Source organism: Streptomyces sp. NPDC046712 (assembly GCF_040645695.1).
GTDB lineage: Bacteria > Actinomycetota > Actinomycetes > Streptomycetales > Streptomycetaceae > Streptomyces.
Map to the genome: position 1 here is coordinate 1 of NZ_JBEYYW010000022.1, position 18,004 is coordinate 18,004.

Here is an 18,004-nt window from a genome sequence, read left to right on the forward strand (position 1 = left end):
AGCCTCAAGAACGACGGCACCACCGGCCTCGACATCAACGCCACCACCCCCCACGGCGACATCACCGCCCGCAGCCTGTAACCCGCACCCACACCACGGGGGCAGTGGAATGCACCCTCCACCAGAGCCGCTGCCCCCCTCCCATGCCCCTACTGGCTGCTGAGTCGCACCTCTTCGTGGCCTTCCGGCTCGGATCGGGGACGACTCAGTAGCATCAGGCGATGGTCCGCCCCCAGTTGATCGCCACCGATCTCGACGGCACTCTCCTGCGCAGCGACGGCACCCTCTCCGCACGTACGCTGCGCGCACTGCGTACCGCCACCGATGCCGGCGCGGAGGTCGTCTTCGTCACCGCTCGACCGCCCCGGTTCGTCGACGCGCTCGCCACCGCGACCGGCGTGGTCGGGACGGCGGTGTGCAGCAACGGGGCGCTCGTCTACGACGTCGAGGCGCGCACCGTCACCACGTCGCGAACCCTGCCTGTCCAGGCTGCCCGCAGGGTGGCCGCAGCGCTGTCGCGCGCCCTGCCGGGGGTCGGTTTTGCCGTGGAGACAGGCCACCAGGTCTTCTTCGAGCCCGGCTGCGGGCTGCGTTTCACCGAGAACTCCGAAGCAGAGTTGACCGTGCCGTCCCTGACGGACCTGTGGATGGTGGACGCTCCCATCGCGCAACTGCTCGCCTGGTCGGCGCGGCTCGACACAGATCTGTTGCTCGCCGTCGCGGAGGAATCCGTCGGTGGCGAGGCTCAGTTCACCCACTCCGGGGGTCGCGGCCTGCTGGAGATCAGTGCGCCGGGCGTCACCAAGGCGGGCGCTCTCTCGGCGCTCTGCGCCGAGCGCGGCGTCGCCGCCTCCGAGGTCATCGCCTTCGGCGACATGCCCAACGACCTGACCATCCTGAAGTGGGCGGGCACCGGCTACGCCATGGCCAACGCCCACCCGGCGGTGCTCTCCGCAGTGGAGCGGCACACGGCGTCCAACGAGGAGGACGGCGTGGCCGACGTCATCGAGCGGATCTACGGCGCATCCTGAACCCTCTCGCCGGTCCCACCTCGAGGTGATGCGGCGCGGATGGAACGTGTGGATGCGCCCCACACCGAGCGGCACGAGGCCCGCCGGCCGTGGCCGCGATGGCGAGGACCGGCCGCATCGTGGGCATCCGGAGTCCACGTTGTGGGCGCCAGGGTGGCGGATCTCGCCACCATGCCGATGAAACCGCAGGTCAGAGCGGTACCTACGGGTCGTCAGGTGGCGCAATACAGCGGCAACACCACCTGAGCGGTTCTCCTTGTACGTTCCCTGCCATGCCAGCCGAACCCGCCCCCGCAGCCCGCCCGGTCGCCGCCGCGCGCCGTCGGCGGCTGCGTGCGGACCAGGCCCGGCAGCTCGCCGACCTGCTGCGCCACCAGATCCTGGCGGGCGCCTTCCCCGGCGGGGTCCTGCCCCTGGAGGACGCCATCGCCGCCGACTACCGGGCCAGCCGCAACACCGTCCGGCAGGCGCTGGACCTGCTGCGCGGCGAGCACATCGTGGACCGGCAGCCCGGCGTCGGCACCGTGGTGGTCTGCGAGAAGTACCCGCACGGGCTCGACCGCCTCCAGGGCCTGGCCGAGACCTTGCACGAGCACGGCCGGGTCACCAACGAGGTCCGTACCGTCGGGCCGGTGACCGCCCCCGGCCCGGTCGCCCACCGGCTGGGCCTGCCCGAGCACACCGACGTGCTGTGTATCGAGCGGCTACGCCGCCTGAACGGACTGCCGCTCTCCCTCGACCTGTCCTATCTGCCCATGGACGTGGGCGGTGAACTGCTCGGCTGCGACCTGGAGAACACGGACGTGTTCCGGCTCCTGGAGTCGCTGACGGGCGGCCCGCTGGGCCATGCCGAGATCACGCTGGAGGCCGTCAACGCCGACGCGCACTCCGCCGCGGTCCTCCAGGCCCCGCGCGGGGCGGCCGTACTGATGCTGGAACGGCTGACCTGTCTGCCCGACGGACGGCCGGTGGACCTGGAGTTCATCCGCTTCCGCGGCGACCGCATCACCATGAGCGGCGTCCTGCGCCGCTCCCTCTGAGCCCCTCAACCCCCTGAGCCCCCGCCCCGGCGGGCCCTTGGAGACAGCCATGCCTCTTGTACCCCAGCGCGCCGACGTGCCCGTGACCATCGACGAGTCCAAGTGCATCGACGGCTGCACGCTCTGCGTCGACATGTGTCCGCTCGACTCGCTCGCGATCCGCGAGGACAACGGCAAGGCGTACATGCACGTGGACGAGTGCTGGTACTGCGGCCCGTGCGCGGCCAGGTGTCCCACCGGCGCGGTCACCGTCAACATGCCCTACCTGCTCCGGTGAAAGGCCGAACTCCCATGAACAGCAAGAGAATCCCGCTCCGCCCGCTCCTTCCGCTCGCCCTGCTGCTGCCGCTGGCCACCGCCTGCGGCGGCACGGCCGGCGCCGACGGCAGTTCCGACGCGAAGACGGTCACGGTGACCGTCGGCTACCAGTCCAAGACCATCAACACCGTCACCGCCGGCACCCTGCTGCGCTCGCTGGGCTACTTCGAGGAGGAGCTGGCGGCCCGCGGGAAGAAGGACGGCATCACCTACAAGGTCGAGTGGCAGGACTACGCGACCGGCGCCCCGATCACCGCCCAGATGACCGCCGGGAAGATCGACATCGGTTCGATGGGCGACTTCCCGCTGCTGATCAACGCGGCCCGCGGCAAGCAGCTCAAGCAGCCGACCCGGCTGGTCGCGGTCACCGGCTACAACCTGCGCGGCGGTCTGAACACGGTGGTCACCGCGCCCGGTTCGCCTCTGCGGACACTCGCCGACCTACGCGGCAAGAAGGTGTCCACCAGCGTCGGCTCCGCCGCCGACGGCACCCTGGTCCGGGCACTCCAGCGGGCGGGCATCGATCCGAACAAGGACATCCAGAAGCTCAACCAGCAGCCCAGCGTGGGCGCGTCGGCCCTGGCCGCTGGCAGCGCAGACGCGCTCTCCCAGTTCGTCGCCTGGCCCGGCAAGCTGGCCTTCGAGGGCCGGGCCACCGCTCTGTACGACGGCGCCGAACTGAACCTGCCGACCTTCCACGGGGTCACGGTCCGGGAGAAGTTCGCCAAGGAACGGGCCGGGCTCCTCGACGACTTCCTCAGGGCGCAGCGGCGGGCCACCGAGTACCTGCGTACCCAGCCGGTCGCCGCCGCCGAGTCCGTGGCCGGGAAGACCGGTCTGCCGGCCGAGGTGGTCTACCTCTACAACGGCGCCAACGGCATCGCCACCTTCGACCCGGAGCTCCGCCCTGAGCTGATCGCCGCGCTGAAGGAGGACGTGCCGGTGCTGAAGGCGGCCAAGCTGGTGAACGACGTCGACGTGGACGCCTTCGTCGACCCGGCGCCGCTGAAGCGGGCTGTTCAGGCCACCGCGTACCCGAAGGCGAGCGCCGCCAAGCCCGAACTGTGGCTGAAGGGCCAGACCACCACCCGTACCTTCGACAGCCCCAAGGAGCTGCTGAAGGCGGCCAAGGCCGGCGACGTGCGGGCCGCGTACGTGCCGGACGCGCTGACCGGCACCCTGTGGTTCGCCGACAAGGCGGTGTGGGTCGCGGACGGCACCGAGCTGCGCGCCTTCGTCACCCCGGCCAGTGCGAAGAGGTACGTCGAGGGTCACTCCGGGGCCCGGATCATCCGCTACGCGGACGCCGTGGGTCTGGCGTCATGAGTGCGGGCCGCTGGCTGCTGCGCGCCGCCTCGCTGGCCGCGGCCCTCGGGCTGTGGCAGCTGCTGACCTCCCTGGACGTCAACCTGTGGCTGCGGTTCGAGCAGTTCCCCACGGTCGGCGAGGTGGCCTCCGCCTTCGCCGACCGGGTCGGCACCGCCCCGTACTGGCAGGACCTGGGCCACAGTCTGCGCAGGATCGTGGTCGGCTTCCTGCTGGCGGCGGTGGCGGGGGTGGCGGTCGGAACGGCCATCGCCCGGTCGCGTTGGGCCGGCGACCTGCTGGGGCCGCTGGTGGAGGTGGTGCGGCCGGTGCCCGCCATCGCGCTGGTTCCGGTCGCCATCCTGCTGCTGCCCACCAACGAGCAGGGCATCGTGTTCATCACCTTCACGGCCGCCTTCTTCCCGGTGGTGGTGTCGACCCGGCACGCGGTCCGGGCGCTCACCCCGGTCTGGGAAGAGGCCGTGCTCACCATGGGCGGCGGCCGACTGCGCGTGCTGTTCTCGGTGGTGCTGCCGGGCGCTCTGCCGGGCATCTTCGGCGGCCTGTCGGTGGGCATCGGCGTCTCGTGGATCTGTGTGATCTCCGCGGAGATGATCTCCGGTGAGTACGGAGTGGGCTACCGCACCTGGCAGGACTACACCATCGTCGACTACCCGGCCGTGTTCGTCGGCATGGCCACCATCGGCGCCCTCGGATGGCTCACCTCCACCGCGGTGGAACTGCTGGGCCGTCGGGCCACCTCCTGGCTGCCCCGTCCGGCCGCACGGGGAGCCGCACCGCGGCCGGCGCTCCGCAGGACCCGCCCCGCCTCCGCGGAGTCCGGCACCGATCCCGCCACCGCGCACGCCGCGGACCGTACCGCCGTTCCCCGGAAGGAGCCGGTCCCATGAGCACCTCGACCCTGCCCGCCGCCCCCGCACCGCCGGGCGCCGAACTCGCTCTGCACGACGTACGGCTGGGCCACGCGGACGGCGCCCCCCTGCCCGGCGCGGTCGCCCTGCGGATCGCGCCGGGGGAACTCCTTGCGGTGGTCGGGCCTTCCGGCTGCGGGAAATCGACCCTGCTGCGCACCCTCGCCGGGCTGCTCCCCCCGCTGGACGGGCAGGTCACCCAGGACGGTGAGCCGATCGGCCGACCCGCCGCCGACCGGGCGCTGGTCTTCCAGCACGACGCCCTGCTGCCCTGGCGGACCGTCCTCGCCAACGTGGAACTGCCGCTGGCGATCCGCCGGGTGCCCCGGGCCGAACGGCAGCGGTCCGCGGCCGACTGGCTGGACCGGGTCGGTCTGGCCGGGCACGCCCACAAACTGCCGCACCAGCTCTCCGGCGGGCAGCGGCAGCGCGTGCAGCTGGCCCGCGCCCTGGCCGGCCGGCCCCGCGCGGTCCTGATGGACGAACCCTTCGGCGCGCTCGACGCGCACACCCGCGCCGAGATGCAGGACCTGCTGGTGGACATCCTGCGAGGCACCGGTGCCACCGTCGTCTTCGTCACCCACGACGTGGACGAGGCCCTGTACCTCGGCGACCGGGTCGCCCTCCTGGGCACCGGCCAGGTACTGGACGTGCCGCGCCCGCGCGAGCGCGACGAGCGGCACTCCCCCGGCACCGTCGAACTGCGCCGCCGCATCCTCGAATCCCTCTGAAAGGCACCTCCCGTGGACACCCTGGTCGACTCCCCGCTGACCGTCCCGGCCCTCGCCGACGCGACCGAACTGTCCTGCGACGTCCTCGTCATCGGCGGCGGCACCGCCGGCACCATGGCCGCACTGACCGCCGCAGGACGCGGCGCGAACGTGCTGCTCCTGGAGAAGGCGCACGTACGGCACTCCGGCGCGCTCGCCATGGGCATGGACGGGGTCAACAACGCGATCATCCCGGGCCGGGCCGAACCCGACGACTACGTCGCCGAGATCACCCGCGCCAACGACGGAGTCGTCGACCAGTCCACCGTCCGGCAGACCGCGACCCGTGGGTTCGCGATGGTCCAGCGCCTGGAGTCGTACGGGGTGAAGTTCGAGAAGGACGAGCACGGCGAGTACGCGGTCCGCCAGGTGCACCGGTCCGGCTCGTACGTGCTGCCGATGCCGGAGGGCAAGGACGTCAAGAAGGTCCTCTACCGGCAGCTGCGGCGGCGCGAGATGCGGGAGCGGATCCGCATCGAGAACCGGGTCATGCCGGTCAGGGTGCTGACCCACCCGGACGACGGCCGGGCCATCGGCGCGGCCGGGTTCAACACCCGCACCGGGGAGTTCGTCACCGTCCGGGCCGGCGCGGTGATCCTGGCCACCGGGGCCTGCGGCCGGCTCGGCCTGCCCGCCTCCGGTTACCTGTACGGGACGTACGAGAACCCGACGAACGCGGGTGACGGCTACGCCATGGCGTACCACGCGGGGGCCGCGCTCACCGGGATCGAGTGCTTCCAGATCAACCCGCTGATCAAGGACTACAACGGGCCTGCCTGCGCCTACGTCGCGAACCCGTTCGGCGGGTACCAGGTGAACCGGCACGGCGAGCGGTTCGTGGAGTCGGACTACTGGTCGGGGCAGATGATGGCCGAGTTCGCGGCCGAACTCGCCTCCGACCGGGGCCCGGTGTACCTCAAGCTCAGCCATCTGCCCGAGGAGACCGTCACCGCCGTCGAATCGATTCTGCACACGACGGAGCGGCCCACCCGCGGCACGTTCCACGAGGGCCGCGGCCACGACTACCGAACCCACGACATCGAGATGCACATCTCGGAGATCGGACTGTGCGGCGGGCACTCCGCCTCCGGGGTACGGGTGGACGCGCACGCCCGCACCACCGTGCCCCGCCTGTACGCGGCCGGCGACCTGGCCTGCGTGCCGCACAACTACATGATCGGCGCGTTCGTCTTCGGCGACCTGGCCGGTGAGGACGCCGCGCAGTACCAGGCGTACGAGGGCGAACTGCCCCAGGATCAGCTGGCCGCCGCCCATGACCTCGTCTACCGGCCGCTGCGCAACCCGGACGGGCCGCCGCAGCCGCAGGTGGAGTACAAGCTGCGGCGGTTCGTCAACGACTACGTGGCACCGCCGAAGACCGGGGCGAAGCTGTCCCTGGCGGTGGAGGCGTTCACCCGGATGTCGGCGGAGATCGCCGGGATGGGGGCGCGGACCGCGCACGAACTGATGCGGTGCGCGGAGGTCAGCTTCATCCGGGACTGCGCGGAGATGGCCGCCCGGGCCTCGCTGGCCCGGACCGAGTCCCGTTGGGGCCTGTACCACGAGCGGCTGGACCACCCGGAGCGCGACGACACGGGCTGGCTGCACCACCTCGATCTGCGCAAGTCCGCGTCGGGGGCGATGGAGTTCACCGCGCGGGCGGTCGAGCCGTACGTGGTCCCGGTGCCGGAGTTCGCCCCGGCTCCGAGGCCGGAGCGGCACCTCGGCGAGGTCGCGCTGGTGCCGGTGGCGACGGCCGGCCCGCGGGACGCCGCCCCGGCCGCCCGCCCGGCGACGCCGGCGGCGGCACCGGACGTGGCCGCGCCGGTGCCGACCGATGCCCTCGAGGTCTCCGCACCCAGCCCGGCACTCCTCAGCCTCCTGTCCCTCGCCGAGGAGTCCCCCGACCTGGACGCACTCCGCCCGTACCTGGACGACGCCGACCCGGCGGTGCGGGCGACCGCCGTCGCCGCCCTCGGCGAGACCGTGCCGGCCGGCGCCGGGCCCGCGCTCGCCGAACGCCTTCAGGACACCGCGCCGCAGGTCAGGGCCGCCGCGGCGGCCGCGCTGCGCGAGCTGGTCGAAGTCCTCCCCGCCGACGCCGAGTTGAGCGCCGGGCTGCGGGAGGCGCTGGGTGTCGACGACCCGGCCGTCCGGGCCGCCGCGCTCGACGTGCTGCGCGCCCTGCGGCTGGGCGACGCGGGGGTGTACGCCGTCGCGCTCGCCGACGACGACATCGAGGTCCGTATCACCGCCGTCCGGGCCCTGGTCTCGGTGGACGCGGTCCCGGAACTGGCGAAAGCCGCTGCCGATCCGGCCCGTGAGGTCCGGGTCGCGGTGGCCCGCGGACTCGCGGCCGTGCACGCTCCGGCCCCGGCGCCACTCGACCCGCTGCTGGACGACGCGGACCCGCTCGTGCGCGCCGCCGCGCTCGCCGCCCTGGCCGCCGCCGGCTGCCCGCCCCGCTACGCAGCGCAGGCGACGGCGGCGCTCGAGGACCCGGCCTGGCAGGTACGGGCGGGCGCCGCGACCGCACTCCGGGCGGCCCCGCCCGCCGAGGCGGTCCCGGCCCTCGCCGGGGCCCTGGCCGATCCCAACGCCGACGTCCGTAAGGCCGCCGTCCTCTCGCTCCTCCCCCACGGAGCCGAGCCCGGGGTTCGCGCGGCCCTCGCCGCGGCCGCCTCCGACGCGGACGCCGACGTCCGCGCCTACGCGTCCCGCGCGGCCTCGTGACGGCACCCAACCAGCCGTCCGTGAAGCGGAGTTCGACGCTTCACATGCCGTACATGGACCCGTACGCGCCGCGCCCCTAGGCTCGTCGTCATGGCAGCAGGAAGCCTTCTCACTGCTCGCCGCCACCTCGATCTGGGCAGGTTGGCGAGCGCGTTGTGTCCGGTCGCGGTGGCGCGACCGTAATCACGCCTCTTCGCACGGGATCCCCACCTGGCATCGCGCGCCGGCCCGCCCCGCTCGGGGCCGGCCGGCCGCCGCTGCCCGACTCTCGTTTCTCTCTCCCCACTCCTTTCACGGCAGTCGTCCTGCCGTGCCCGTACGAGAACCTGGAGAAGACATCCCATGAGCGACAACCGCAGACCGCGCGTGAGCCGCCGCGGATTCCTCGCCGGCACGGCGGCCGCCGCGGCGGCCGCGGCGGTTCCCGCGATCTCCCAGGTGGCGGCCGGCAGCCCCGCCGCCGCCGCGACCCGCCCCAACATCCTGCTCATCGTCACCGACGACCAGCCCAAGCACACCGAATGGGCGCTCCCGAAGACCACCGCCTGGCTGGCCGACCAGGGCGTGAAGTTCACCAACGGGCACGTCACCACCCCGCTGTGCTCGCCGTCCCGCTCCTCCGTCCTCACCGGCCGCTACGCCCACAACCACGGCGTCCGTAACAACAAGGCCTCGTACCGACTCGACCAGAGCACCACCCTGCCCCGCTACCTGAAGCAGGCCGGCTACCGCACCGGACTGTTCGGCAAGTGGCTCAACTCCTGGACCCTGTCCGACAATCCGCCGCACTTCGAGGACTTCGCCCTGCTCCAGCCGGGCTACGTCGACGCGCAGTGGAACGTCAACGGCACGGTTCAGACGATCAACGGCTACACCACCAACATCATCAAGAACCGCACCCTGAACTTCCTCGACCAGGCGACGGCGGACTCGCGGCCCTGGTTCGCGTACGTCACCCCTTACGCCTCCCACGGCCCGCGCACACCCGAGGCGAAGTACGCCGGCACCGCCGTACCGGACTGGAACGGCAGGCCCTCCGTCCCGGAGAACGATCGCAGCGACAAACCGGCGTACATCCGGAACGCGACCGGAACCCTCGCCGAGGGGAAGCAGATCCGCGCGGAGCAGCTGCGCACCCTGCTCACCGTCGACGACACGGTCCAGGCGTTCAAGGACAAGCTCCAGGCGCTCGGGCAGCTCGACAACACCCTGGTCATCTACATCGCCGACAACGGATTCGGCTGGGCCGACCACGGCTGGACCAAGAAGTCGGTGCCCTACCGCCCGGCGCACGAGGTGCCGTTCTACCTCTCCTGGCCGGCCGGCGGCCTGGGCGCGGGGACCACCGACAACCGCATCACCGCCAACATCGACATCGCCCCGACCGTCCTCGACGCGGCCGGTATCACGCCCGCCCACTCGGTGGACGGAAAGTCCCTGCTGTCCTCGTACAGCCGCGACCACCTGCTCGTCGAGTGGTGGGAGCAGGGCGCGAACGCGGGCGGTGCGCCCACCTGGGCGTCGTACGTGGCCAAGAACAAGCAGTACACGGAGTACTACGACCTCACCACCGACGGCAACGGCACCGTGTCCGGCACGGGCCAGCTGAAGTTCCGCGAGTACTACGACCTGGCGGGCGACCCGTACCAGCTGACGAACAAGCTGTACCAGGCCACCCCGGCGGAGGAGCAGAACTTGGGCATCCCCGCCCTGGCGGCACAGCTCGCCGCGGACCGCGCCGCGTAGCGCAACCCGGTCGGGCGCCCCGCGGCGAACCGCCGCGGGGCGCCCCGCCCCTTCCCCTTCGTCCTCCTCGCCCTCCTCGCCCTCCTCGCCGACGGAGCCGTCATGTCTTCCTGCTGCACGCCCGCTCACGGTGACGCCGCCGCCACCGCCGTCACGCTCTCTCTCGCGGCGCCGCCCCGCACCGGACCGGCCCAGCGGGCCGCCCGGCGATTGATCGATCTGCCGGGCGGGCGGTTCCTCATGGGCACCGACGACCCGGACGGCTTTCCTGCCGACGGTGAAGGGCCGGTACGGGAGGTCGAGGTCGGCCCGTTCCGGATCGCCCCCACGACGGTGACCAACGCCCAGTTCGCCACGTTCGTGAAGGACACCGGCCATGTCACCGAAGCCGAACTCTTCGGTTTCTCCTTCGTCTTCGGCGGTTTCCTGAGCGACGACGTCGCCGCGATCTCCCGGCCCGTGGCAGCCGTCCCCTGGTGGCGGGCCGTCCCCGGCGCGAACTGGCGCAGACCCGAAGGTCCCGGATCATCGGTCACCGCCCGCCAGAACCACCCCGTGGTCCACGTCTCGTGGAACGACGCCCAGGCGTACTGCGCCTGGTCAGGCACCCGCCTGCCCACCGAGGCGGAGTGGGAGTACGCGGCCCGCGGCGGGCTCGAACAGCGGCGCTACCCGTGGGGCGACGAGCTCACCCCCGGCGGCCGGCACATGTGCAACATCTGGCAGGGCGACTTCCCCACCCTCAACACCGCCGAGGACGGCTACGAGGGCACGGCCCCGGCGACGTCCTTCCGCCCCAACGGCTACGGTCTCCACAACGTCGTCGGCAACGTCTGGGAATGGTGCGCCGACTGGTTCACCCCGGAGACGAACCGGGTGATGCGCGGCGGCTCCTACCTCTGCCACGACTCGTACTGCAACCGCTACCGCGTAGCCGCCCGCAGCTCCAACACGCCGGACAGCTCCACCGGCAACATCGGCTTCCGCGTGGCCGCCGCCGGCGGCGCGTCCGCCAGGACGACACGGTCCTCCTGACAGTGCCGGACCCACGTGGACGAGCCGGCTAACGCGCCACGCGGTAGCGGAGGTAGACGACTCTCGAGCTGAAGGTGCGGGTCTCGACGAGTTCGAGATCCACCCGGCGCTCGTGCCGGGGAAAGAACGGGATGCCACCGCCGACCAGCACCGGGTAGACCATGGTCCGGTACTCGTCGATCAGGCCCGCCCCGGCCGCCTCGGCGGCGAGAGTCGCGCCGCCGATCGCGATCTCGCCCTCTCCCGGCTCGGCCCGCAACCGCTCGATCTCCTCCGCCACGCTGCCGGAGGCCAGGCGGGCGTGGCCCTGCACCGTCGACAGCGTGGTGGAGAACACCACCTTGGGGAGCGGATTCCAGAGCGCGGCCCATTCGTGCTCTGCCTCGTCGAGCGAGGGATCCTGGTCAGCGGTCTCCCAGTACAGCATCGTCTCGTACAGGCGTCGTCCCAAGAGATGGACGCCGACGTCTCGGATCTCGTCGATCCAGAAGCGAAAGACGTCCTCGTCGGGCCCCGTCCAGTCGAAGTCGCCGTCCGGCCCGACGATGTAGCCGTCGAGTGACACGTTCATCGAATAGGTCACGCTGCGCATCGGAGGTCCTCCTCGGTAACGGGCTCGACAGTACGACCGCCGGACGCCGCAGGACTCATCGCGGCTCGCGGGATCCCCTGGGCCGCGACGGCAGCGCCATCGGTCCAGAGGTCCCGCCCGCCCCGATCCATGTCAGGAGGGCCGAGAGGACGTGTCCCGCGGGGAGAAGCGCGGGTGATTCAATCGCCGTCCGGGGCGGACCCCGTGGACTGCATGGCCTCCGTGGCCCGCTTCTCCATCTCCTCCGGAGGAACGTCCTCGATGTGCGTGGCAAGGTTCCAGCGGTGGCCGAAGGGGTCCTCCACCTGCCCGGTTCGGTCGCCGTAGAACTCGTTCTTCACCGGCGACAGCTCCTTGGCGCCGCGGGCGAGGGCCTTGGCGAAGACCGCGTCGACGTCCTCGACGTACACGTGCAGGGTGATGGGCGTGCCACCCACCGTCTTCGGCGAGCGGAAGTTCATGTCGGGGAACTCGTCCGCGAGCATGACGACCGAGTTGCCGAGCTCCAGCTCGGCGTGGCCGATCGTGCCGTCGGGCCCCTGCATCCTCATCCGCTCGGTCGCGCCGAGTACCGACACATAGAAGTCGATCGCCGCCGCGGCTCCGTCGACGCAGAGGTACGGCGTGACACGCGGATATCCCTCGGGAATGGGCCTGACGGTCACCGAACCCCGCCTTCCGAACAGGGGCGATCACCGCCGACCGCCGACTGCGACCACTGATATCCCCAAGCCATGGGCCACACGCCGGCGCCGCGCGGCAGCCTTGCGTCAGATGCCCTGAAGGGCGTAGCTCTTCCCGCTCCATGCGGTCCGAGGAGGCGCGGCGCGGGCGGGTGGCGCCGTGAGGCTCCACCCGCTCCACCCACCGGAGAGGCTCAGCGCGCTCCGCGTCTGTTCACGGCTGCTGCCGCTCGGAGTGGTAGCGCTGGGCGAGCCGTGCGAGCGCGACGGCACCGAGGAGCAGCCCGAAGTCGCGCAGAGCGATGTCGTAGTGGCCCGGGATGGTCAGCAGGTTGATGATGATGCCCGCCAGCCAGCCGGCCACCAGCCAGCCACCGAAGCGGGGAGCCAGCGCCACGACGAGCCCGGCCACGATCTCGATCACTCCGACCGCGTACATGGCCGCCTGGGCACTGCCGGGAACGATGTCGTCGATCCACGGCGCGAGGTAGGTGGGCCAGTCCACGAGCAGGTTGGCGAACTTGTCCAGACCGAACAGGATGGGCGCCACCGTGAATCCGACACGGAGGATCACGAACGCCTGGTAGCCGGGGTCGGCGAGCGCCGCCCGCCGCCGCCCGGCGGAGTTGGTGCTTGTGGTTACGGAGGACATGGCCCCTCCTTCTATCGGCAAGGTTCATTTCCTATAGAAGCCCTCTTCCTCTCTATAGTCAACGGCTGCGGGTTTTACAATGGGGTTCGTGGACACCTCGAAGGACGTACGCGACCCTGCCGTCTCGGCCATCGCCGCTCTCGACGAGCCGACCCGTAGGAGGCTGTACGACCACGTGGTGCGCCAGTCGGACCCCGTGAGTCGGGACGAGGCTGCCGCCGCTCTCGGGCTGGCCCGGAAGACCGCGGCGTTCCACCTGGACCGGCTGGCGGACGAATCGCTGCTCGACGTCGTCTACGAACGCCGCAGCGGACGCTCCGGGCCGGGCGCGGGAAGGCCGGCGAAGCTCTACCGACGCTCGGCGAGGCAGGTCGCCGTCAGCCTTCCGGACCGCCGCTACGAGCTGGCCGGCCGACTCCTCGCCCAAGCCGTGGAGGAATCCGACGCGACTGGTGAACCGGTACGGGAGGCGTTGCACCGCAAGGCCGAAGAACTCGGCAGACAGCTGGGCGAACAGGACGAGACGAACGTCTTCGACCTGCTGGAGCGCCACGGCTTCGAGCCACACCGCGAGGACGATGCCATCGTTCTGGCCAACTGCCCCTTCCACGTCCTGGCCCAGGAACACACCCAGACCGTGTGCGGCATGAACCTCCACCTGCTGCGCGGCGTCCTCAGCGGCCTGGACCCGGCAGGACTCGAGGCATGCCTGGACCCCCGCCCCGGACGATGCTGCGTCCGGCTGCAGCCGGCTGCCTGACCGGACCGCACCGTGGCGCCGCAGGCGGCTCGCCGGGCCGCGGCGGCCGATGGTCGCCCTCCTTGCCGCGTGGGATCATTTTGTCCTAGGGGCTACCTGAAGGGGGCGTTATGTCCCGCATCGAAGAAAGCATCGACATCTCCCGTCGCCCCGGCGAAGTCTTCACGTACATCACGGACCCGAAGCACATCGCGGAGTGGGAGGAGAGCGCCGCAGCGGTACGCACCCTGAGTGAAGGGCCGCTCGGCGTCGGCTCCCGCTTCCAGGTGCAGCGGCGGATCGGGCGCCTGGACGTCCCCATGACCATGGAGGTCACGGAGTTCGACCCGCCGCGCAGCTGGCACTTCCACGGTGTCGACGGCCCGGTCCGCGGTGACCTCCGGGGCACGATCGAGCCGCTCGACGACGGCGAGCGGTCCCGGCTGACGCTGTCCCTCGACCTCGAGCCGCACGGCATCGGCAGGGTCCTCGTCCCGCTCGTCGTCAAGCCACTGGTCCGCAAGGAGATTCCGCGGGATGAGGCGCACGTCAAGGAACTGCTTGAGGCGGGCGCGGCCTAGCTTGGGAACACGATCCGCCCCACCGTTCTTGCGAGTTCATACCCTCGGAAGCCGGCTCCTCCAGTCTTGAGAGGTCCAACAGCCTTCCGCAGGTCCCCCGCAGTGAACTCCTGGTAGTCCTTGCACTGGACGGGGGGCTGCGTCGGGTGGGGGAGGAAGGTCGTACTCAGCCACGGCCGGGCGTGTCCCACGCGCTGGGGCGGACCCACCCATGGCTCCGGCCCTTGCAGACGCTCTGGAATCAGATCCACCGGGATCCGGCCCATGACACACCAGTGCGCGCACACGATCTCGCGTCGATAATTGCGCCATGATGCGCACGCGCAAAGGTCATCCAGCCACCCGAGCCTGACGCCCCATCAGTACCGCGCAGAACCGTCCTTCGCCGCCACGAACCGCCAAGGTCGATATCCCACCTCACATGCCCTGACCTGCAAAGACCCTGCTCAGCAGCTTGCCTGTCAATCTCATCAGGAGGTACCCATGAGGATGCTGATCAACGTTCCGGAGACCGTGGTGTCCGACGCGCTGCGGGGTATGGCCGCCGCGCATCCCGAGCTCACCGTCGATGTCGAGCACCGCGTCGTGCTGCGGAGGGATGCGCCCGTCGCCGGCAAGGTGGGGCTCGTGTCCGGGGGCGGGTCGGGGCATGAGCCGTTGCATGGGGGGTTCGTGGGGCCCGGGATGCTCGCGGCGGCCTGTCCGGGCGAGGTGTTCACCTCGCCCGTGCCCGATCAGATGGTGCGCGCCGCCGCCGCGGTCGACAGCGGGGCCGGGGTGCTGTTCGTCGTCAAGAACTACACCGGGGACCTCCTCAACTTCGAGATGGCCGCCGAGCTCGCCGAGGACGAGGGCATCCAGATCGCCAAGGTGCTCGTCGACGACGACGTGGCGGTGACGGACAGCCTGTTCACGGCCGGGCGGCGCGGGACCGGGGCCACGCTGTTCGTGGAGAAGGTCGCCGGGGCCGCGGCCGAGGAGGGCGCGCCGCTGGAGCGGGTGGAGTCGATCGCGCGGCGGGTGAACGAGCGTTCGCGGAGTTTCGGCGTGGCCCTGAGCGCCTGCACCACGCCCGCCAAGGGCAGCCCCACCTTCGACCTGCCCGCGGGCGAACTGGAGCTGGGCATCGGGATCCACGGTGAGCCGGGGCGTGAGCGGCGGTCGATGATGACCTCTCGGGAGATCGCGGACTTCGCCGTCGATGCCGTACTGGACGACCTGCGGCCGTCGGGGCCGGTCCTCGCCCTCGTCAATGGGATGGGGGCGACGCCGCTGCTCGAACTGTACGGGTTCAATGCCGAGGTCCAGCGGGTCCTGACCGAGCGTGGAGTGCCGGTCGCCCGGACGCTGGTGGGGAACTACGTCACCTCGCTCGACATGGCCGGCTGTTCGGTGACGCTGTGCGAGGCCGACGAGGAGATCCTGCGGCTGTGGGACGCGCCCGTGCAGACGCCCGCCCTGCGCTGGGGCCGGTGAGGAGGAGTGACCGAAGTGACCGATCTCGACGCCGACTTCTTCCGCAACTGGCTGACCACCGCCGCGGCCGCCGTCGACCGTGAGGCCGACCGGCTGACCGAGCTCGACTCGGCGATCGGCGACGCCGACCACGGCACCAACATGAAGCGGGGGTTCGCCGCCGTGACGGACGTGCTGGAGAAGGAGCCGCCCGGGACTCCCGGGGCCGTACTCGTCGCAGCCGGGCGGCAGTTGATCTCCACCGTCGGGGGTGCCTCCGGGCCGCTGTACGGGACGCTGCTGCGCCGCACCGGGAAGAGTCTCGGCGAGGCCCCGGCGGTGACACGGCAGGAGTTGGCGGCGGCACTCACTGCGGGAGTCGCCGCGGTCGCTCAGCTCGGTGGTGCCCAGGTCGGCGACAAGACCATGCTGGACGCGCTCGTTCCGGCCGCCGAGGGGCTCGGCTCGTCCTTCGCGGCGGCCCGGGAGGCGGCCGAGCGGGGCGCCCTCGCGACCGTGCCCCTTCAGGCCCGTAAAGGCAGGGCGAGCTATCTGGGCGAGCGTTCGATCGGGCACCAGGACCCCGGGGCCACCTCGTCCGCGCTGCTGATCGCCGCGCTCGCGGAGGTGGCGGCCGCGTGACCGCGCAGGTGGGCATCGTGCTGGTCTCGCACAGTGCGGCCGTGGCCGCCGCCGTCGCCACCCTGGCCCAGGGTCTCGCCGGTGGTGGGGAGAGCGCGCCGATCGCACCCGCGGGCGGCACGCCGGACGGTGGTCTCGGCACCAGCTCCGAGCTGATCGTCGAGGCGGCCCGTGCGGTCGACCGCGGCTCCGGCGTGGCGCTCCTCGTCGACCTGGGCTCCGCCGTGCTGACGGTCAAGGCGCTCCTCGCCGAGGGGGACGAGCTGCCGGAGGGAGCACGGCTCGCGGACGCCCCGTTCGTCGAGGGCGCCGTCGCCGCCCTCGTCACGGCGAGCGCCGGAGGGGACATGGACGCGGTGGTGGCCGCGGCCTCGGAGGCGTACACGTACCGAAAGGGGTGAACGGGGGGCGCGAGAGACTCGTCACACACCGTCCGGAGGGGCTCTCGTGTTGTGATGTACCTGGTCAACCCACTACTGTCACAGCGCCTTGGTGTACGGGAAACCGGTGCGGTACCGGTGCGGCCCTCGCCACTGTGATCGGGAAGTCCGGCTCCATCCCTCCGGGGAAGCCACTGGACCGCCGCGGGAGACCGCGGCGGTGTGGGAAGGCGGAGCCGCGGCGGCATGACCCGTCAGCCAGGAGACCGGCCAAGGTGCGTTGTCCATCCACGAGGTGCTGGAGAGGGTCTCCCAACCATGCATATAGCCGAGGGGTATCTGCCCCCTGTGCACGCGGCCGCCTGGGGCGTCGCGTCCGCTCCGTTCGTCGTCCACGGTGTCCGCGCGCTGACCCGTGAGGTCAGGGCGAATCCCGAGTCCACCCTGCTGCTCGGTGCGTCGGGCGCGTTCACCTTCGTCCTGTCCGCCCTCAAGATCCCGTCGGTGACGGGCAGTTGCTCGCACCCCACCGGTACGGGCCTGGGCGCGATCCTGTTCCGGCCGCCCGTGATGGCGGTCCTGGGCACCATCACGCTCCTCTTCCAGGCGCTGCTGCTCGCGCACGGCGGGCTCACCACGCTCGGCGCCAACGTCTTCTCGATGGCGATCGTCGGGCCGTGGGCCGGCTTCGGTACGTACTGGCTGCTGCGCCGGTTCGACGTGCCGCTGATGGTGAGCGTGTTCTTCGGCGCGTTCGTCGCCGATCTCTCCACGTACTGCGTCACCAGCGTGCAGCTCGCGCTCGCCTTCCCGGACCCCGGCAGCGGTGTGCTCGGCGCGCTGGCCAAGTTCGGCGGGATCTTCGCCGTGACCCAGCTGCCGCTCGCCGTCAGCGAGGGGCTGCTCACGGTGCTCGTGATGCGGCTGCTCACGCAGTCCAGCAAGGGGGATCTGACCCGGCTCGGGGTTCTGCTCCCGTCGGGGAAGAAGAAGGCCGACACCGCGGAGGCGAGCGCCTGATGAGCAGGAACGCGAAGATCAACACGCTGCTGCTGCTCGTCGTCGCGGCGCTGGCGGTGCTCCCGCTCATGCTGGGGCTCGGCGACCACAAGGAGGAGCCGTTCACCGGCGCGGACGCGCAGGCGGAGGCGGCGATCACCGAGATCGATCCGGACTACGAGCCGTGGTTCAGCCCGCTGTACGAGCCGCCGTCCGGCGAGATCGAGTCGGCGCTGTTCTCCCTGCAGGCCGCGCTCGGTGCCGGGGTGCTCGCGTACTACTTCGGGCTGCGGCGCGGTCGCAGGCAGGGTGAGGCGCGCGCGGCGGAGGCCAAGGCCCCGCTCGTGAGCGCGGGCGACGAGTAACCGCCG

General features: G+C 71.4%; 20 protein-coding genes and 1 riboswitch. Of the genes, 17 read left to right on the plus strand and 3 right to left on the minus strand.

Annotation, left to right across the window (positions count from 1 at the left end; translation table 11 throughout):
- Positions 1-221 precede the first annotated feature (221 nt).
- The 10 genes from ABZ939_RS25915 to ABZ939_RS25960 all read left to right on the plus strand — a co-directional run bounded on the left by ABZ939_RS25915 (position 222) and on the right by ABZ939_RS25960 (position 10,910).
- Positions 222-1,031 (plus strand): Cof-type HAD-IIB family hydrolase, encoded by an 810-nt coding sequence (locus ABZ939_RS25915; RefSeq protein ID WP_361859704.1) that lies wholly within the window; start codon positions 222-224, stop codon positions 1,029-1,031.
- Positions 1,032-1,303: 272 nt separating this feature from the next.
- Positions 1,304-2,071, plus strand: a complete 768-nt coding sequence (locus tag ABZ939_RS25920; RefSeq protein WP_361859707.1) for a GntR family transcriptional regulator — start codon at positions 1,304-1,306, stop codon at positions 2,069-2,071.
- Positions 2,072-2,120: 49 nt separating this feature from the next.
- Positions 2,121-2,348, plus strand: coding sequence for a ferredoxin family protein (locus ABZ939_RS25925; RefSeq protein WP_125741086.1), 228 nt, complete (start codon positions 2,121-2,123; stop codon positions 2,346-2,348).
- A 14-nt stretch (positions 2,349-2,362) separates the two neighbouring features.
- Positions 2,363-3,715, plus strand: coding sequence for an ABC transporter substrate-binding protein (locus ABZ939_RS25930; RefSeq protein ID WP_361859710.1), 1,353 nt, complete (start codon positions 2,363-2,365; stop codon positions 3,713-3,715).
- Positions 3,712-4,605, plus strand: coding sequence for an ABC transporter permease (locus ABZ939_RS25935; protein ID WP_361859713.1), 894 nt, complete (start codon positions 3,712-3,714; stop codon positions 4,603-4,605). Before ABZ939_RS25930 ends, ABZ939_RS25935 begins: the two co-directional genes overlap by 4 nt.
- Positions 4,602-5,357, plus strand: a complete 756-nt coding sequence (locus ABZ939_RS25940) for an ABC transporter ATP-binding protein (protein WP_361859716.1) — start codon at positions 4,602-4,604, stop codon at positions 5,355-5,357. The genes ABZ939_RS25935 and ABZ939_RS25940 overlap by 4 nt, the downstream gene beginning before the upstream one ends.
- 12 nt (positions 5,358-5,369) lie before the next feature.
- The gene (locus tag ABZ939_RS25945; protein WP_361859719.1) at positions 5,370-8,129 is read left to right on the plus strand and encodes a fumarate reductase/succinate dehydrogenase flavoprotein subunit; all 2,760 of its coding nucleotides are present in this window, start codon (positions 5,370-5,372) and stop codon (positions 8,127-8,129) included.
- 90 nt (positions 8,130-8,219) lie between these two features.
- A complete protein-coding gene (locus ABZ939_RS25950; protein ID WP_361859721.1) occupies positions 8,220-8,312 on the plus strand; it encodes a putative leader peptide in 93 nt (30 codons plus the stop codon).
- A 159-nt stretch (positions 8,313-8,471) separates the two neighbouring features.
- Complete coding sequence (locus ABZ939_RS25955) at positions 8,472-9,875, plus strand: sulfatase (protein WP_361859724.1); 1,404 nt, start codon at positions 8,472-8,474, stop codon at positions 9,873-9,875.
- 102 nt (positions 9,876-9,977) lie between these two features.
- Positions 9,978-10,910 (plus strand): formylglycine-generating enzyme family protein, encoded by a 933-nt coding sequence (locus ABZ939_RS25960; RefSeq protein WP_361859727.1) that lies wholly within the window; start codon positions 9,978-9,980, stop codon positions 10,908-10,910.
- A 28-nt stretch (positions 10,911-10,938) separates the two neighbouring features.
- Here the strand turns inward: ABZ939_RS25960 and ABZ939_RS25965 are convergent, their stop codons facing one another.
- The 3 genes from ABZ939_RS25965 to ABZ939_RS25975 form a co-directional block, all read right to left on the minus strand.
- The gene (locus ABZ939_RS25965) at positions 10,939-11,502 is read right to left on the minus strand and encodes a dihydrofolate reductase family protein (RefSeq protein WP_361859730.1); all 564 of its coding nucleotides are present in this window, start codon (positions 11,500-11,502) and stop codon (positions 10,939-10,941) included.
- A 179-nt stretch (positions 11,503-11,681) separates the two neighbouring features.
- Positions 11,682-12,167 carry a VOC family protein gene (locus ABZ939_RS25970; RefSeq protein ID WP_361859733.1) on the minus strand — a complete coding sequence of 162 codons (486 nt, stop codon included), beginning with the start codon at positions 12,165-12,167 and terminating at the stop codon, positions 11,682-11,684.
- Positions 12,168-12,399: 232 nt separating this feature from the next.
- The gene (locus ABZ939_RS25975; RefSeq protein WP_361859736.1) at positions 12,400-12,837 is read right to left on the minus strand and encodes a hypothetical protein; all 438 of its coding nucleotides are present in this window, start codon (positions 12,835-12,837) and stop codon (positions 12,400-12,402) included.
- Positions 12,838-12,916: 79 nt separating this feature from the next.
- Here ABZ939_RS25975 and ABZ939_RS25980 point away from each other — a divergent pair, with 79 nt between their 5' ends.
- From ABZ939_RS25980 to ABZ939_RS26010, 7 genes are all read left to right on the plus strand, one after another.
- Positions 12,917-13,597: a helix-turn-helix domain-containing protein gene (locus ABZ939_RS25980; protein ID WP_361859738.1), complete on the plus strand. Its 681-nt coding sequence runs from the start codon at positions 12,917-12,919 to the stop codon at positions 13,595-13,597.
- 110 nt (positions 13,598-13,707) lie between these two features.
- Positions 13,708-14,157: an SRPBCC family protein gene (locus tag ABZ939_RS25985; RefSeq protein WP_361859741.1), complete on the plus strand. Its 450-nt coding sequence runs from the start codon at positions 13,708-13,710 to the stop codon at positions 14,155-14,157.
- A gap of 483 nt (positions 14,158-14,640) precedes the next feature.
- Positions 14,641-15,633, plus strand: coding sequence for a dihydroxyacetone kinase subunit DhaK (gene dhaK, locus ABZ939_RS25990; RefSeq protein WP_361859744.1), 993 nt, complete (start codon positions 14,641-14,643; stop codon positions 15,631-15,633).
- A gap of 6 nt (positions 15,634-15,639) precedes the next feature.
- On the plus strand, positions 15,640-16,254 hold the full coding sequence (dhaL, locus tag ABZ939_RS25995) for a dihydroxyacetone kinase subunit DhaL (protein WP_361859747.1): 615 nt from the start codon (positions 15,640-15,642) through the stop codon (positions 16,252-16,254).
- Positions 16,251-16,655, plus strand: coding sequence for a PTS fructose transporter subunit IIA (locus ABZ939_RS26000; RefSeq protein WP_361859750.1), 405 nt, complete (start codon positions 16,251-16,253; stop codon positions 16,653-16,655). The genes dhaL and ABZ939_RS26000 overlap by 4 nt, the downstream gene beginning before the upstream one ends.
- Before the next feature lie 44 nt (positions 16,656-16,699).
- Positions 16,700-16,924, plus strand: a riboswitch (cobalamin riboswitch).
- 28 nt (positions 16,925-16,952) lie between these two features.
- Complete coding sequence (locus tag ABZ939_RS26005; protein ID WP_361859753.1) at positions 16,953-17,654, plus strand: energy-coupling factor ABC transporter permease; 702 nt, start codon at positions 16,953-16,955, stop codon at positions 17,652-17,654.
- A complete protein-coding gene (locus ABZ939_RS26010; RefSeq protein WP_361859756.1) occupies positions 17,654-17,998 on the plus strand; it encodes an energy-coupling factor ABC transporter substrate-binding protein in 345 nt (114 codons plus the stop codon). Before ABZ939_RS26005 ends, ABZ939_RS26010 begins: the two co-directional genes overlap by 1 nt.
- The last annotated feature ends 6 nt before the right edge of the window (positions 17,999-18,004 follow it).

Coding starts and splice junctions, on each gene's coding strand:
- ABZ939_RS25920 (WP_361859707.1), top strand. CDS start 1,304: ATGCCAGCCGAACCCGCCCCCGCAGCCCGCCCGGTCGCCGCCGCGCGC.
- ABZ939_RS25960 (WP_361859727.1), top strand. CDS start 9,978: ATGTCTTCCTGCTGCACGCCCGCTCACGGTGACGCCGCCGCCACCGCC.
- ABZ939_RS25980 (WP_361859738.1), top strand. CDS start 12,917: ATGGGGTTCGTGGACACCTCGAAGGACGTACGCGACCCTGCCGTCTCG.
- ABZ939_RS25965 (WP_361859730.1), bottom strand. CDS start 11,502: ATGCGCAGCGTGACCTATTCGATGAACGTGTCACTCGACGGCTACATC.
- ABZ939_RS26005 (WP_361859753.1), top strand. CDS start 16,953: ATGCATATAGCCGAGGGGTATCTGCCCCCTGTGCACGCGGCCGCCTGG.
- ABZ939_RS25955 (WP_361859724.1), top strand. CDS start 8,472: ATGAGCGACAACCGCAGACCGCGCGTGAGCCGCCGCGGATTCCTCGCC.
- ABZ939_RS25950 (WP_361859721.1), top strand. CDS start 8,220: ATGGCAGCAGGAAGCCTTCTCACTGCTCGCCGCCACCTCGATCTGGGC.
- ABZ939_RS26010 (WP_361859756.1), top strand. CDS start 17,654: ATGAGCAGGAACGCGAAGATCAACACGCTGCTGCTGCTCGTCGTCGCG.
- ABZ939_RS25985 (WP_361859741.1), top strand. CDS start 13,708: ATGTCCCGCATCGAAGAAAGCATCGACATCTCCCGTCGCCCCGGCGAA.
- dhaK (WP_361859744.1), top strand. CDS start 14,641: ATGAGGATGCTGATCAACGTTCCGGAGACCGTGGTGTCCGACGCGCTG.
- ABZ939_RS25935 (WP_361859713.1), top strand. CDS start 3,712: ATGAGTGCGGGCCGCTGGCTGCTGCGCGCCGCCTCGCTGGCCGCGGCC.
- ABZ939_RS25915 (WP_361859704.1), top strand. CDS start 222: ATGGTCCGCCCCCAGTTGATCGCCACCGATCTCGACGGCACTCTCCTG.
- ABZ939_RS25930 (WP_361859710.1), top strand. CDS start 2,363: ATGAACAGCAAGAGAATCCCGCTCCGCCCGCTCCTTCCGCTCGCCCTG.
- ABZ939_RS25925 (WP_125741086.1), top strand. CDS start 2,121: ATGCCTCTTGTACCCCAGCGCGCCGACGTGCCCGTGACCATCGACGAG.
- ABZ939_RS25940 (WP_361859716.1), top strand. CDS start 4,602: ATGAGCACCTCGACCCTGCCCGCCGCCCCCGCACCGCCGGGCGCCGAA.
- ABZ939_RS25975 (WP_361859736.1), bottom strand. CDS start 12,837: ATGTCCTCCGTAACCACAAGCACCAACTCCGCCGGGCGGCGGCGGGCG.